The sequence below is a fragment of the Streptomyces himastatinicus ATCC 53653 genome (assembly GCF_000158915.1).
GTDB classification, from domain to species: Bacteria; Actinomycetota; Actinomycetes; order Streptomycetales; family Streptomycetaceae; genus Streptomyces; species Streptomyces himastatinicus.
This window is the reverse complement of sequence record NZ_GG657754.1, coordinates 360,340-374,458: the sequence shown is the minus strand read 5'-3', so window position 1 is coordinate 374,458 and position 14,119 is coordinate 360,340. Positions and strand designations below refer to the sequence as shown.

General features: G+C 72.2%; 10 protein-coding genes and 1 pseudogene. 2 read left to right on the top strand and 9 right to left on the bottom strand.

The features are described from left to right. The 9 genes and pseudogenes from SSOG_RS01575 to SSOG_RS01540 all read right to left on the bottom strand — a co-directional run. On the bottom strand, positions 1 to 233 hold a 233-nt coding region (locus SSOG_RS01575), incomplete at its 3' end, for an FAD-dependent oxidoreductase (RefSeq protein WP_009712434.1). Further along, positions 226 to 1,822, bottom strand: a pseudogene (locus tag SSOG_RS01570) (class I adenylate-forming enzyme family protein). The pseudogene SSOG_RS01570 and the gene SSOG_RS01575, both read right to left, overlap by 8 nt. Before the next feature lie 74 nt (positions 1,823 to 1,896). Next, positions 1,897 to 3,204, bottom strand: coding sequence for an AMP-binding protein (locus tag SSOG_RS01565; protein ID WP_009712432.1), 1,308 nt, complete (start codon positions 3,202 to 3,204; stop codon positions 1,897 to 1,899). A 22-nt stretch (positions 3,205 to 3,226) separates the two neighbouring features. After that, on the bottom strand, positions 3,227 to 3,523 hold the full coding sequence (locus SSOG_RS57790; protein ID WP_009712431.1) for a hypothetical protein: 297 nt from the start codon (positions 3,521 to 3,523) through the stop codon (positions 3,227 to 3,229). Next, positions 3,520 to 5,739, bottom strand: a complete 2,220-nt coding sequence (gene pabB, locus SSOG_RS01560) for an aminodeoxychorismate synthase component I (RefSeq protein ID WP_063631528.1) — start codon at positions 5,737 to 5,739, stop codon at positions 3,520 to 3,522. The genes SSOG_RS57790 and pabB overlap by 4 nt, the downstream gene beginning before the upstream one ends. Then, positions 5,727 to 6,341 (bottom strand): putative antibiotic biosynthesis monooxygenase, encoded by a 615-nt coding sequence (locus SSOG_RS01555; RefSeq protein ID WP_009712429.1) that lies wholly within the window; start codon positions 6,339 to 6,341, stop codon positions 5,727 to 5,729. Before SSOG_RS01555 ends, pabB begins: the two co-directional genes overlap by 13 nt. 357 nt (positions 6,342 to 6,698) lie before the next feature. After that, entirely contained in the window at positions 6,699 to 7,943 is a 1,245-nt protein-coding gene (gene rocD / locus SSOG_RS01550) for an ornithine--oxo-acid transaminase (protein WP_009712428.1), read from the bottom strand. After that, positions 7,943 to 8,752 (bottom strand): dimethylargininase, encoded by an 810-nt coding sequence (ddaH, locus tag SSOG_RS01545; protein ID WP_039936281.1) that lies wholly within the window; start codon positions 8,750 to 8,752, stop codon positions 7,943 to 7,945. Before ddaH ends, rocD begins: the two co-directional genes overlap by 1 nt. Positions 8,753 to 8,870: 118 nt before the next feature. Next, positions 8,871 to 9,383 carry an Lrp/AsnC family transcriptional regulator gene (locus tag SSOG_RS01540; RefSeq protein ID WP_009712426.1) on the bottom strand — a complete coding sequence of 171 codons (513 nt, stop codon included), beginning with the start codon at positions 9,381 to 9,383 and terminating at the stop codon, positions 8,871 to 8,873. Positions 9,384 to 9,719: 336 nt separating this feature from the next. On the opposite strand from SSOG_RS01540, the gene SSOG_RS01535 reads away from it, so the two are divergent. Then, positions 9,720 to 11,024: a beta-ketoacyl synthase N-terminal-like domain-containing protein gene (locus tag SSOG_RS01535; protein ID WP_009712425.1), complete on the top strand. Its 1,305-nt coding sequence runs from the start codon at positions 9,720 to 9,722 to the stop codon at positions 11,022 to 11,024. 268 nt (positions 11,025 to 11,292) lie between these two features. Next, on the top strand, positions 11,293 to 14,119 hold a 2,827-nt coding region (locus SSOG_RS55405; RefSeq protein WP_009712424.1), incomplete at its 3' end, for a type I polyketide synthase.

Here is a 14,119-nt window from a genome sequence, read left to right as displayed (position 1 = left end):
GTGCCGTACGCCGCGACGCGCTGCCCGAGCCCGGGGCGGGCCCGCTCCAGCAGCCGCAGCGACTGCCGGTGCACGAACAGCGCGCGGCTGCCGGGCCGCACCCGGTCCTTCGCCCCCGCCTCCAGCACGGTGACCGGCAGTCCGCGGGCGCGCAGCGCGAGCGCCGCCGTCATCCCGACCGGACCGGCGCCCACCACGAGGACCGGCTCCGCGACCTCCGCCGGGTCAGCCATGGGCCCGGGCGGTGGACAGCGTGGGCAGTTCGCCCTCGGCCAGCAGCCGGCTGATCTCCAGCCGCTTGATCTTCCAGGTGCTCGTGCGGGGCAGGTCCTCGAAGCGGCACTGCACCGGCTCGGCCAGCGGCGGCAGGTCCGAGGTGGCCAGCCGCCAGCGGCCGGCGTCCAGGGGCTCGTCCCCGCGGGTGCACACCACCGGCACCGGCTCCAGGCTGGGCCCGTGGACGATGATCACCTCGCGGAGTTCGGCGACCCGGGACAGCAGCTCGTCCTCGACCTCCAGATTGGAGTCGACCGTGGCGTGCTGGTCGACCTCGCGGTCGAGCAGGTACAGCGCGCCCCAGCGGTCGCGGTACCCCATGTCGCCCATCCGCCACCAGCCGCGGTCCACCTGCTGGGCGTACTGGTCGGCGGCGCCGAGATAGGTGAGGATCCGGCCGCGGGTACGGGCCTCGATGGCCCCCGGCTTGCCCGGCGGACACGTCCGGCCGCGCTCGTCCACCACCCGGATCCGGGTGAACCCGGGGATGCCGGTGCCCACCCGCCGCCCCTGCACCCGGTCCGCGCCGCGCCGGGTGTACCAGCCGAAGGCGATCGGCCCGGTCTCGCTCTGCCCGTACAGCTGCACGAGCCGCGGGTCGCGCCGCCGGGACGCGCCGAGCAGCCGTTGCACGGTGCGCGGATGGATGGCGTCGAAGGTGGAGCCGTACGCCCGTACGTTGGCCAGCGGCATCCCGGGCGCCTCGGCCAGGTCCTCCCACAGCACGAAGGTGTTGGGGTGGGTCTCCACGATGCCGGGCCGGTACTTGGCCAGCAGGGGGCCCGCATGGGCCGGGTCGGGGTCCAGGAGCAGCAGCAGCGGGCTGCCGAAGTGCAGCAGCACGCCCAGCAGATGGTAGAAGCGCGAGTGCACGAACGACATGTGCAGCGCGGCGGACTCGCCGCGGGTGGCCCGGCCCAGCGCCTGCTGCGGCACGAGCCGGTTCCACATGGTGTGGGCGCAGTGCACCGCCAGCTTGGGGATGCCGGTGGTGCCGGAGCTGTGCGTGATGAGCGAGGGTTCGCGGGGGTGGAGCCGGATGGGCGCGCGGCGCGGCACCCCGGCGTACTTGGGCGAACGGGATCGCGTGGGGGTGCCCGGGCGCCTCGTCCACGGTGAGCACCCCACGGGCGAGCCCGGTGTCCAGACCGCTCAGGGTGGATTCCAGCGTGGCCCGGTCGGTGATCAGCCAGGGCGCGTGCAGCCGGTCCAGCAGCACCGCGGCCACCCTGCCGTCCAGCGAGGGCGACAGCAGCGCGGGCACCGCGCCGATCCGGGAGACGGCGCAGGCCAGCACCACGATGTCGACGTTGTCGCGCTTGTGGATCGCCACGTGCTCGCTCGGCCGCACCCCCGCCGACCACAGCCGGGCGGCCACGTCGTCGACCAGATCCGCCAGATCGGTGTACCCGAGGTCCGTGCCGGCGTCCGGCGCGACGTCCAGCGGCCGGTCGAGCGTCACCCGGACCCTGCCGTGGCGGGCCGCGGCCTCCTGGAACATCAGCCCGAGGTAGAACCCGCGCTCGGGGAGTAGCCGCTCCAACATATGCAGTACCTACCGTTCGGAATCGTTCACGAGGGTGCGCGCGGGGGCGGCACGGCGGGCGGGGCGCAGGGCGGTCACCAGGCACCCGTCCGTACGACATGGCGCCGCAGCTTGCCGGTCTGCGTCCGGGGCAGGGACGCCACGACCCGCACCGTGCGCGGCGCCTTGAACGCGGCGAGCCGTTTCCGGGCCAGCGCGATCAGGTCGTCCGACAGGGCCCGCTCGTCGACCGTCCGGCCCCCGGCCGCCGGGGCGGTCGGCACCACGAAGGCGTGCAGCCGGGTCGCGCCGCGGCTGTCGGGGACGGCGGCCACCGCCACCTCCCGTACGGCCGGGTGGTGCCGCAGCACCTCCTCGACCTCCAGCGGGGAGACGGTGATCCCGCCGACCATCTCCAGATCGTCGACCCGGCCCAGGTGCTGGCACGAGGCGTCCGGGTTGCGCCGGGCCCGGTCCCGGGTGGCGAGCCAGCCGTCGTCGGCCGGGCGGGTGGCGGCCACCGTCGGCCCGCGCACCCACAACTCGCCCTCGGCCACCTCGTCGGGGGCGGCCTCCACCACGGTGCCGCCGCTGTCCCGCAGCTCCAGTTCGAAGCGCGGCACCGGGCGGCCCAGGGTGCCGGGGGCGTTCTCCCAGACGGTGTTCGCGCAGAACGCGTGGCCCGCCTCGGTGGAGCCGATCTGCTCCAGCACCGGGGCGCCCAGCATCTCGGCGACCCGCTCGCCAAGACCGCGGGGCATGCTCTCGCCCGCGCTGACCGCCGCGCGCACCGAGGCGAAGCAGGTCGTGTGGCCGGTGCCGCGCTCGTCCACCAGGGCGGCGTACGCGGACGGCACCGAGTACAGCAGGGTCACCCGGTGCCGGGCCACCAGGTCGTCGGTGAGGCCGGGGCCGGGACGCTGCGCGCTCAGCACCGCGGACGACCCGGAGAACAGCGGGAAGACGAAGGCGTTCCCGAACCCGTAGGCGTAGAACAGCTTGGACACCGAGAACGTCACGTCGTCCGGGCCGATGTCCAGCACGTCCCGGCCCACCAGGTCGTAGTACGCCGCCACATGGCCATGGGTGTGGGTCACCGCCTTCGGGCGGCCGGTGGTCCCCGAGGTGTACTGGACGTACAGCGGGGCGTCGGCCGTCACCGGCTCGGCCTCCCGCGCCGCGGCCGCGGCGTCGATGCCGTCCGGGTTCGTCAGCGCCGACAGCTGGTCCGCGCCGAGCCAGCGGTCGGTGTCGAAGTGGCCCTCGAGGTCGGGCCCCGAAACACACAGCGCGGCCCGCGAGTCCTCGGCCATGAAGCGGTGGTCGTCGGCGGTGAGCCCGGGGTTGACCAGCACCGCCGTCGCCCCCAGCCGGGCCACGGCCAGGAAACGTGGGCCACCCACATGACGCCGTCGGGCAGCGCCATCAGCACCCGGTCACCGGCACCCACCCCGCGCCCCCGCCAGCACGGTGGCGGCGCGCGCGGCACGGTCGTGGACCCTCGCCATGGGTCCAGATCCGGTGCGCCTCCAGGAAGGCGGGCCGGGACGACCAGCCGCACCGGTCGGCGAGCGCCGCCAGATGCGCGGCCACGTTGGCGGACACCGACGGTACGAAGACCGACGGGCCGGACAACGCGAGCCCGGAGTGGGCGAGGACCGGGTCGACGAGAGCAGACTCCGAAAGACCGGAGAGATCCGAGAGATCCGAGAGAGCGGTCACCGTTCCAGCTCCTTCGCGGGGGAGTCCGGCAGCGACGGGGCCGCCGCCACCAGCAGGTCGTCCAGTTCACCGGCGGGCCGCTGCTCCGAGGCGTCGTAGGCGCGCATCGTCGCCGCGGTCTTCAGCAGCATCTCCTCGTACTCCTCGGCCGGATCGGAGTCGAGGACGATGGCGCCGCCCGCGCCGATGTGCATCCGGCCGCCGGTGAACACCGCGGTGCGGATCACGATGCTGAGGTCGGCCGCGCCGTTGCAGCTGAGGAAGCCGAGGGCGCCCGAGTACACGCCGCGGGCCTCGGTCTCCAGCGCGTCGATGATCTCCATGGTGCGCAGCTTGGGGGCGCCGGTCATCGAGCCGCCGGGGAAGCAGGCCCGTACGCAGTCCACGGTGCTGGTGTCCTGGCGCAGCCGGCCGCGCACGGTGGACACCAGCTGGTGCACGGTGGCGTACGACTCGGTGTTCATCAGCCGCGGGACGTACACACTGCCCGGCTTGCACACCCGCCCCAGGTCGTTGCGGAGCAGGTCCACGATCATCAGGTTCTCGGCCCGGGGCTTGGCGCTGGTGGCGAGGGCGGCCAGCGCCCGCGCGTCCTTGTCGGGGTCCCCGGAGCGCGGCGCCGTGCCCTTGATCGGCTTGGCCTCGGCGATGCCGTCCGGGGTGACGCGCAGGAAGCGCTCGGGGGAGGCGCACGCCACGTCGGTGTCGCCGAACCGCAGATAGGCGGCGTACGGGGCCGGGTTGCAGCGGCGCAGCGTCCGGTAGAAGGTGTACGAGTCGCTCGGGGCGGGCAGCCACGCGGAGTTGGTGAGGCAGACCTCGTAACTCACCCCGGCGCGCAGCTCGCGCAGGCTCGCCTCGATCGAGGCCAGGTACTTCTCCCGGTCCCGGACCAGCCACGGTTCGACCGCGGCGGTGGTGGTGAGCGGCGGGGGCGGGGGCAGCGGATCGTTCTGCGCGGGCACCCCGCTGAGCACGGTCACGGTCGCGTCCAGCCATTCCTTGGCGTCGCGGTGGCCGTCGGGGGTGTCCTCGCTGAGGCAGCAGATGTAGGTGACGCCCTCCTGGTGGTCGACCGCGACGAAGCGGTCGGCGAACAGCCAGCAGGCGTCCGGGGTGGCGGCCTCGTGGCGGCCGGGGGCGCCGCAGTCGGCCTTCATCTCGTAGCCGAAGTAGCCCACGTAGCCGCCGGTGAAGTCGAAGGGCAGGTCCGGGGCGTGGACCTGCCGAGCGGCCAGCTCTCCCTTGAGGTAGTCGAAGACGCTGCCCTCGTAGGTGGTGGCGGGCTGCCCGGGCCGCTCGATCTCGCACACCTTGGCGGCGGTGTCGTACGCCACGAACTCGGCCAGCGGCCCCTGTCCGTCGCCGAGGAAGGAGAAACGCGCCTCGCCGGACTGGGTCCGCGAACTGTCCAGCCAGAAGGCGCGCGGCGCGTCCGCGTACAGCCGGGTGAAGGCGGCCTCGGTGTCGGTCGCGTCGGCCAGCCAGCGGGCGTGCAGCCGGTAGGAGCGGGCCTTCGCGCCGTCCGCGGCCGGGGCGCTCGCCACCAGCGGCTTCTTCGGACGCGGGGCGCGGGGCTTGCGGGGCTCGCCGGGGGAGGCGGTGGACGTCACGGACTCGCCGTTGGCGTGCTCGATCGTCAGATCGCGGAAGTTGCTGAACATCCGGTGGCCGTATCCGGTGAGCACCGACTCCGGGTGGAACTGCACACCCCACAGCGGGCGGGCCCGGTGCCGGAGTGCCATCAGGACGCCGTCCTCGGACCAGGCGATGCCCTGGAGGCCCAGCGGCAGCGGCTCGGCCACGCACAGCGAGTGGTAGCGGACGGCGGTGAAGTCCTGGGGGAGGCCGCGGAAGATGCCCTTCCCGCCGTGCTTGATCCGGGAGAGGTGGCCGTGCCGCGGCTCGGGGGCGGGCACCACCCGCGCCTGGGCGCCGAGCGCGATGCCCTGGTGACCCAGGCACACGCCCAGCACCGGGATCGTGGCCCGCTCGATGAGCCGGGCGGCACCGGCGAAGTCACGGGCGTCGGCCGGATGTCCGGGGCCGGGGGAGACCACGATGTTGTCGAACTCGGAGAGGTCGATGTCCGCGCATTCGGGCGCGTCGTTGAGAAGCACCTCCGGTTCCTCACCGTTGACCTCGGTGAGCAGATGGAAGAGGTTGTACGTGTACGAGTCGTAATTATCGACGAGGAGCGTCCTCAGCGATTCCATCCGGATTTGCCTCCTTGCTTCGGGCCGTCCACCGCCATGCGCCTGTGACGTCCTCGGATCGACTGAAGCGGCGGGTAGAGCCACTTCTTGAGGACCCGCTGTAGGCGCGGCATGACGAGCCAGGTCACCATCGCGGTCACGCCAAGACACAGAGCCAGAGTCCGCAGCAGGAAATTGGTGCCCTCGAGGAACGGGATCACCAGCACGTTGAACATGAGGACCGGAGGGAACACGGCGCCCAGGTTCACCAGCCAGAGTTTCCATTTGGGGGGCGGCGGCAGCGGCCGCACCGGACCCTTCAACCAGTTCTGTAGCCCTGAGGTGCGCTGCGTTCCCTTTTCTTGTACGAAGGGTCCGGCCCGAGTCGCCAACCGTGCGCGCTCGAGCGAGGATTCCCATCCCTGTGCGGATACTTCCCTGTCGAATCGGTAGATGACATGCCACTCCGAGGACGCCTGACCGGAGCCCATGACGCCGCCCCCGAGGTATCCCGGAAGACTTGCCGCGGCATTGAGCATCTCAATCGCCCAGGCATAGAACTCGGTTTCGCGGCCGGGGTCCACCCGGTATGCGGCCGTCACCGTGACCGGCTCCGTGTCCACTCCAGCCGCAACTCCTTCCCGCACCCTGCACGCTCGCCTTCTCAAACCATGCTGACCTGCAAGGACTTCATGCTCTCCGCCGGGTCTTCCCAGCGAGTTGACAGGAAGTGTTCCACATCGGGAGATCCGCAACAGTCGAATGCTCAACAACGTACATAAAAACTCGATAAGAGGGCCGTGACCTGCGCGTTATCTACGGTTCGGAGGCTCGGTCCGGTGCCTGGAAAAAGAATCTCGGAGGCGCGTTGAACATGACGAAGCGCCGGGCCGTATGGAACGTAATGCGGCCCGGCGCTCAAAGTCGCCTTCGGGTCTGTTTCGGGTTGTGCGGGGCCCGCTTCGGTCAGGTCTGTATCGTCAGCCGAGAACCTTCTCCAGCGACGCCAGCGACGCCTCCAGTTCCTCGCGGGTGATGGTCAGCGGCGGGGCCAGCCGGATCGTCGAGCCGTGGGTGTCCTTGACGAGGATGCCCTCGCGCAGCAGCCGCATCCCGATCTCGCGACCGGTCCCCAGCGCGGGGTCCACGTCGACCCCCGCCCACAGGCCGCGGCAGCGGTGCCCCGTCACGCCCCTGCCGTGCAGCGCGCTCAGCCCGGCGTCCAGCACCTCGCCCAACTCGGCGGCGCGGCGCTGGAATTCCCCGGTGCCCAGCAGGTCCACCACGGCCGAGCCGACGGCCGCGGCCAGCGGATTGCCGCCGAAGGTGGAGCCGTGCTCACCGGGGCGCAGCACGCCCATCACCGCGCGGTCGGCGACCACGGCGGAGACCGGCACGATGCCGCCGCCCAGCGCCTTGCCGAGCAGCAGCACATCCGGCCGGACCGCCTCGTGGTCGACCGCGAGGGTGGTGCCGGTGCGGCCCAGACCGGACTGGATCTCGTCGGCGATGAACAGCGCCCCGGCCCGCCGGGTGAGGTCACGCACCCCGCGCAGATAGCCGTCGTCCGGAATCAGCACCCCCGCCTCGCCCTGGATGGGCTCGATCAGCACGGCGGCCGTGGTCTCGTCGACCGCCGCCTCCAGCGCGGCGAGGTCGTTGTACGGGACGACGCGGAAGCCCGGCGCGAACGGGCCGAACCCCTCGCGGGCCACGGGGTCGCTGGAGAACCCCACGATCGTCGTCGTACGGCCGTGGAAGTTGCCGTCGGCCACCACGATCGTCGCCTGGTCCGGGGCGACGCCCTTGACCTCGTACGCCCATTTGCGGGCCAGCTTGATGCCGCTCTCCACCGCCTCGGCGCCGGTGTTCATCGGCAGCACCATCTCCAGGCCGGTGAGCCGTGCGAGGCCCTCGGCGAACCCGGCGAGCCGGTCGTTGTGGAAGGCGCGCGAGGTGAGGGTGAGCTGATCGAGCTGGCGGTGGGCTGCCTCGACGAGCGCCGGGTGGCGGTGGCCGAAGTTGAGGGCCGAGTAGCCGGCCAGCATGTCGAGGTAGCGGCGGCCCTCGACGTCCCACACCCAGACGCCCTCGGCGCGGGAGACGACCACGGGCAGCGGATGGTAGTTGTGGGCGAGCGAGGAGTCCTCGGCGCGGATCAGCTCCTCCGAGGAGCGCGCGGGGCGGGCGCCCGTGTCCTGGACGGTGCGTGCGGGTGCGGTCATCAGCGGATCTCCTGAGTGCAGCACTTGATGCCCCCGCCGGCCTTGTGCAGCTCCGACAGGTCGACGGGGACGGGGACGTAACCGCGGTCGGTGAGCTGGGCGATGAGGCCGGTCGCGCGCGGGGCGACGAACACATGGCGGCCGTCGGAGACGGAGTTGAGCCCGAAGGCCATGGCATCGTCCCGGGTGGCGATCAGCGCCTCAGGGAAGAGGCGCTCCAGGACCTCACGGCTGCCGGGGGAGAACGCCCCCGGGTAGTAGGCGATGTTCTCCTCGTCGAGGGTGAACAGGGCGGTGTCCAGGTGGTAGAAGTACGGGTCCACCAGGAGCAGGCTGATCACCGGCACCCCGAAGAACTCCTGCACCTCCTGGTGGGCGGCGCGCGTCGTACGGAACCCGGTACCGGCCAGGACGAACCGGCCGGCGGGCACGAGGTCGCCCTCGCCCTCGCACACCGCCTCCGGCGGGTGCACCTCGAATCCGGCCGCCTTGAACCAGGACGTGTAGGCCAGCTGTTCCGGGCGGCGCTGGGGTGCGTGGAACCGGGAGCCGAAGACCCGGCCCTCCAGGACCAGGGCCGAATTCGCCGCGAACACCATGTCCGGCAGGCCAGGCACCGGCTCGGCGGTCTCCACCCGGTGGCCGTGGTCGCGGTAGGTGCGGATCAGCGTCTCCCACTGGGTCTGGGCGAGTGCGGTGTCGACCACGGTGTCCTCGCGCATCCACGGATTGATGGCGTACCGGACGTCGAAGAATCTGGGGGGACAGGTCAGGAAGCGCCGGGGGCGCGGCACACGGGTCTGGGGCACGGAGCAGTCCTCTCGCTTCCGCGGGCCGGGGAATGATTCAACGGTAGAAAGCGGACGAGAGGGGACACAAGAAAGGAAAATTGCGCATTGGCGCAGTGATGTTGCGTCTCTCCCCGGTTCAGCGATCGTTCATTGCGTCCAGGTCCCCGGGCGGTGCGGAGGGACTGGCGCCGGCCTCGGCGCTGCCCGCGATCAGATGCGACAGCACCATGTAGCTGATCGTCTTCCGGATGAAGGGCTCGGTCCGGATGCGCTCCAGCACCTCCTCGAAGTGCTCCACATCCCTGGCCATGACATGCAGCAGGGCGTCGGCGCCCCCGGTCACCGTCATGGCCGCGGTGATCTCCGGGTAGCTGCGCACGACCTCCGCCAGCCGCCGCGGCGGGGCCGCGCTGTCGCAGTACACCTCCACGTACGCCTCGGTCCGCCAGCCCAGGGCGGCCGGGCGCACGGTCGTGGTGAAGCCGGTGATCACGTCGTTCTCCCGCATCCGGTCGACCCGCCGCTTGACCGCGGACGCCGACAGTCCGATCGCGGCGCCGATCTCCGTGAAGCTCGCCCTGGCATTCGCCACCAGGGCCGCGACGATCTTGCGGTCCAGGTCGTCGAACGGTGCGGACTGGTTCGCCATGTGGGGTCCTTTCGGCGACCGGTGATGAACAGTCGAAATGACGTACCGATGAGATGCCCGCAAGTCGCCGTGTTTTTCAACGGTTTCCCGGGTTTTCAGGAACTTTCTGCAAGAGGGGGCGTGCGCGGGAACACGGAGTCCGATAGCGGAGCGGTGGTGTGGCCCGGGCGCCGGGCGTACGAATCCGGGCACCGTACCTTCCGTACCCGCCTCGGTGATACGGCACAACCTTCCGGTGGTCCTTACCGCGGCGTAACGTCATCTATTCCATAAATCGTTTCCGAACGATGATCAGGTGGTCGTCATGACAACTATTATCAGCTTCAGGAGGGCCCCGTGAAAAGACCGCGGGACGTCGTGGTCACCGGTCTGGGTTTCTGCCTGCCGGGCGACGCCGGGCCCGTATTCACGGCGGGTCAGTTGTGGGATATCGCCTCCCACGGCCGCTCCGTCCTCGTCCAGCGCGACATCGCCTACGGTGCGGTGAACCTCACCCCAGAACATTTCGGCGAACGGCTTCCCGAAATACCCGAGTTCTTCTCCCGCCACTACACCGACGCCCACCGCTTCGGCCTGGTGTCCCTGGTGGAGGCCTGCGCCGACGCCGAACTGGACCTCCAGGCCGGGGATCTGAGCGAGGCGGCCCTGCTCGTCGGCCGCGGCGGAGTGGACTCCAACGTCGGTGTCTATCTCTCGCTTCTGAACACCCAGACCGATGAGGCCACCGCGCTGGACGGCGTGGAGATGTTCGTCGCCGCCGCGCTCGGCGCGACCCCCTCCGACGTCGCGGTCGTCCAGGCCGCGGCGGCGCGCTCCACCGGCCCCTGCTTCACGGTGACCTGCGGCTGCTCGTCCGCCGCCGTGCAGATCGGCAACGCCCGCCGGATGATCGCCACCGGTGAGGTCGAGATGGCCGCCGTGACCGGGGTCGACGTCTTCGACCTCGCCCTGATCCAGCACGGTCAGCAGGTGCAAGTGGGCGCCCAGCGCGCCCATGAGGCGATGGACGCCGCCGCCATGCCGGACCTCCTCGCCTCGTTCGACTCCCTCATGCGCCCCTACGACCGGCGCGCCGACTGCATCAACCACGGCGAGGGATCCGCCACCGTGATCCTGGAGAGCCGGGAACACGCCCTGCGCCGCGGCGCACACCTCTACGGCCAGGTGCTCGCCACCGCCATGACCCGCGACGGCCTCGACAACCCCCTCGCCACCGACGCGGGCGGCGCACAGCTCGTCCGTGCCGTCCGCGCCTGCCTCGGCGACCGGTGGCGGATCGAGCAGATCCCGTACGTCAACGGCGCCTGCGACGGCGGCGCCGCCGTCACCGCCCTGGAGGTCAACGCCATCCGGGAGCTGTACGGACCGGACAGCTCCGTCCTGGTGACCACCCAGGAGGCGTGCTTCGGCCACCACGGATCGCCCATCGGCTGCGTCGGCGCCGCCTTGACCCTGATGATGATGGAACAGGGCGAGGTGTGCCCCACCGCCAACTGCGAGGAACCCGCCGACGGCCTGCCCTTCGACCCGGTCCCCGGCACCCGCACCCGTCCCCTCGACTTCGACTACGCGCTGAGCTTCAACTACCAGATCGGTGGCGTGAAGCACGCGATCCTGCTGGGCAGCCCGGACGCCACCTAGAGGATGCCCGCAAAGCCCCGCCGGGCCCGCGACGCCTGGCAGCTCCCCAGCTACCGCTGAGACGCCCGAGTGACCCGCCCCCGGACTCCGGGAGGTGCCCCCACGAGGACGGCCCTCCGCCCAGCGATCGCACGCTCCCCCGGCTACCGCCGGGAGGTGCCCCCTGACGCCGCGGGCCGACCCGACGCGACCTCGCGACACCCCCTCAGCCCGCGACACCGCCCCCCGGCCTCCACCCCACAGGCCGAACACCCCCACGGAGACCCCGATGCGTCACAACACCCCTGCCTCCGCTCGCCCGCCCACCCGCATAGCCGTGGTCGGCATGGGCTGCCGCCTCCCCGGTGACATCGACTCGCCCGCCGCGCTGTGGCACCTGCTCGCCGAGGGGCGGGACGCGGTCGCCGCGCCGCCCGCCGAGCGCACCGCCCTGTGGGGCACACCGGACCCCACCGGCCCGGCGGACGGCTCCGGACTGCCCGCCGTCGGCGGCTATCTGCGCGAAGTGTCCGGCTTCGACGCCGACTTCTTCGGCGTCTCCGGCCGCGAGGCCGACGTCCTCGATCCGCAGCACCGGCTGCTGCTGGAGGTGGCCTGGGAGGCCCTGGAACACGCCGGAACACCGCCCGACCGGCTCGCGGGCACCGCCACCGGCGTCTTCACCGGCCTCAGCTACAACGACTACGCGGACCGCCTCGACCGGTACACCCAGGAACAGCAGGGCTCGGCCCTGTCCAACGCGCACTGCGTCGCCGCCGGGCGGATCTCCTATCTCCTCGGCCTCCAGGGACCCTGCCTGGCCTTGGACACCGCCTGCTCCTCCTCCCTGGTCGCCGTGCACCTCGCGGCCCAGGCGCTGCGCGCTGGCGAATGCGATCTGGCCCTCGCCGGCGGCGTCACCCTGATGTTCGAACCCAGAGTCACCCGCTCCTTCGACCGGATGGGCATGCTCTCCCACACCGGCCACTGCCACGCCTTCGACGCCGCCGCCGACGGCTTCGTGCGCGGCGAGGGCTGCGGCATCGTCGTCCTCAAACGCCTCACCGACGCCATCCGCGACCGGGACCGCGTCCTCGCCGTCCTGCGCGGCTCCGCCGTCAACCAGGACGGCCACTCCGACGGACTCGCCGCACCCTCGCCCACCGCCCAGCGCGCCCTGTACGAGGAGGCGCTCGCCCGCGCCGGAATCGACGCCCGGGACATCGGCATGGTCGAAACCCATGGCACCGGCACCCCGGTCGGCGACCCAGTCGAGTTCAGCAGCCTCGCCGAGGTGTACGGCACCGGCCGCGACCGCTGCGCCCTGGCGTCCGTCAAGACCAACCTCGGGCACCTCGAACCCGCCGCCGGGGTCACCGGCCTCATCAAGGCCATCCTCTGCCTGAACCAGGGCCTCATCCCGCCCAATCTGCACTTCACCCGCTGGAACCCGGCCATCGACGCCGAGGCCACCCGCTTCTTCGTCCCCCGGGAACTCACCCCCTGGCCCGTGCGCACCGGCCCCCGCCTCGCGGCCGTCTCCTCCTTCGGGTTCTCCGGGACCAACGCCCATGTGGTGCTGGAACAGCCGCCCGCCACCCCGGCCCTTCCCCGTGCGCGGCGGCCGCGCCACACCACCACCACCGCCACCGACCCGCACATCGTCCTCCTCCCGGCCGGGTCCCCCGCCGCGCTTCCGGTCGCGGCGCGGCGCATGGCCGACTGGCTGGAGGGCGACGGCGCGGCCGTACCGCTGCGCGACATCGCCCACACCCTCGCCCTGCGCCGGGCCGCGGGCCGCGGGCGGCTCGGCGTCACGGCCACCACCCACGGCGAAGTCGCCCAGGCGCTTCGGGCGTTCGCCACCGGCCGGGCCCACCCCGCGGTGGTGACCGGTGCCGTGGGCGCCGAGGTGTCCCGGCGGCCGGTGTGGGTGTTCTCCGGGCAGGGCTCGCAGTGGCCCGGCATGGGACGCGGACTGCTGGAGCGCGAACCCGCCTTCGCCGCCGCGCTCGCCGAGGCCGATGAACTCATCGCCGCCGAGACCGGGTTCTCGGTGCTCGACATCGTCCGCGCGGGCGAGCCGGTGACCGGCTGCGCCCGCGTCCAGCCCGTGCTGTTCGCGCTCCAGACCGCCCTCGCCGCCACCTGGCGCGCCCATGGCGTCGAACCCGCCGGGGTCGTCGGCCACTCCATGGGCGAGGTCGCGGCCGCCGTGGTGGCCGGGGCGCTCTCCCTGGCCGACGGCGTCAAGGTCATCTGCCGCCGCTCCGCGCTGCTCACCCGCGTCGCCGGAAACGGCGCCATGGCCACCGTGGGCCTGCCCGCCGACGAGGTACAGGCCGAACTCGACACCACCGAAGGCCGCGTCACCGTCGCCGTCATGGCCGCGCCAGGCTCCACCGTCGTGGCCGGGGACACCGTCCGCGTGGAACGCCTCGTCGCCGACTGGGAGGCCCGCGGCGTGCCCGCAGCCCTGGTCGCCGTCGACGTGGCCTCGCACTCCCCGCAGGTCGACCCCCTGCTTCCCGAACTGCGCACCGTCCTCGCCGACTTGACCCCCCGGCGACCCGACGTCCCGTTCTACACCACCGTCCTCGACGACCCGCACGACGTCCCCGCCTTCGACGCCGCCTACTGGTGCGCCAACCTCCGCCGCCCGGTGCGCTTCTCCGCCGCGCTCGCCGCCGCCGCGGCCGACCGCCACCTGGTGTACGTGGAGATCTCCCCGCACCCCGTGGTCACCCACCCCGTCGCCCGCACCCTCGCCGATCTGACCCGGGACCCGGTGGTCCTGCCCACCCTGCGCCGCGGCGAGGACGAGACCACCACCTTCCGCACCCAGCTCGCCGCCCTCCACTGCGCGGGCGTCCCCGTCGACTGGGCGCACCTGTACGGGGACGGCGACCTCGCCGACGTCCCCGCCATCACCTTCGACCGCACCCCCCACTGGGCCACCCCCGCCCTCCCCGCACCCACCGCCGACACTTCCGCCCGGTCCACCGGTGAACTGCCCGGCAGCCACACCGAAGTGCCCGGCGAATCCCTCCGCCACTCCTGGCGCGCGAGCACCGGCACCCGCCACCCTGCCCTGGCTGGACGACCACCGGGTGCAC

Coding starts and splice junctions, on each gene's coding strand:
- pabB (WP_063631528.1), bottom strand. CDS start 5,739: ATGGAATCGCTGAGGACGCTCCTCGTCGATAATTACGACTCGTACACG.
- rocD (WP_009712428.1), bottom strand. CDS start 7,943: ATGACCGCACCCGCACGCACCGTCCAGGACACGGGCGCCCGCCCCGCG.
- SSOG_RS01540 (WP_009712426.1), bottom strand. CDS start 9,383: ATGGCGAACCAGTCCGCACCGTTCGACGACCTGGACCGCAAGATCGTC.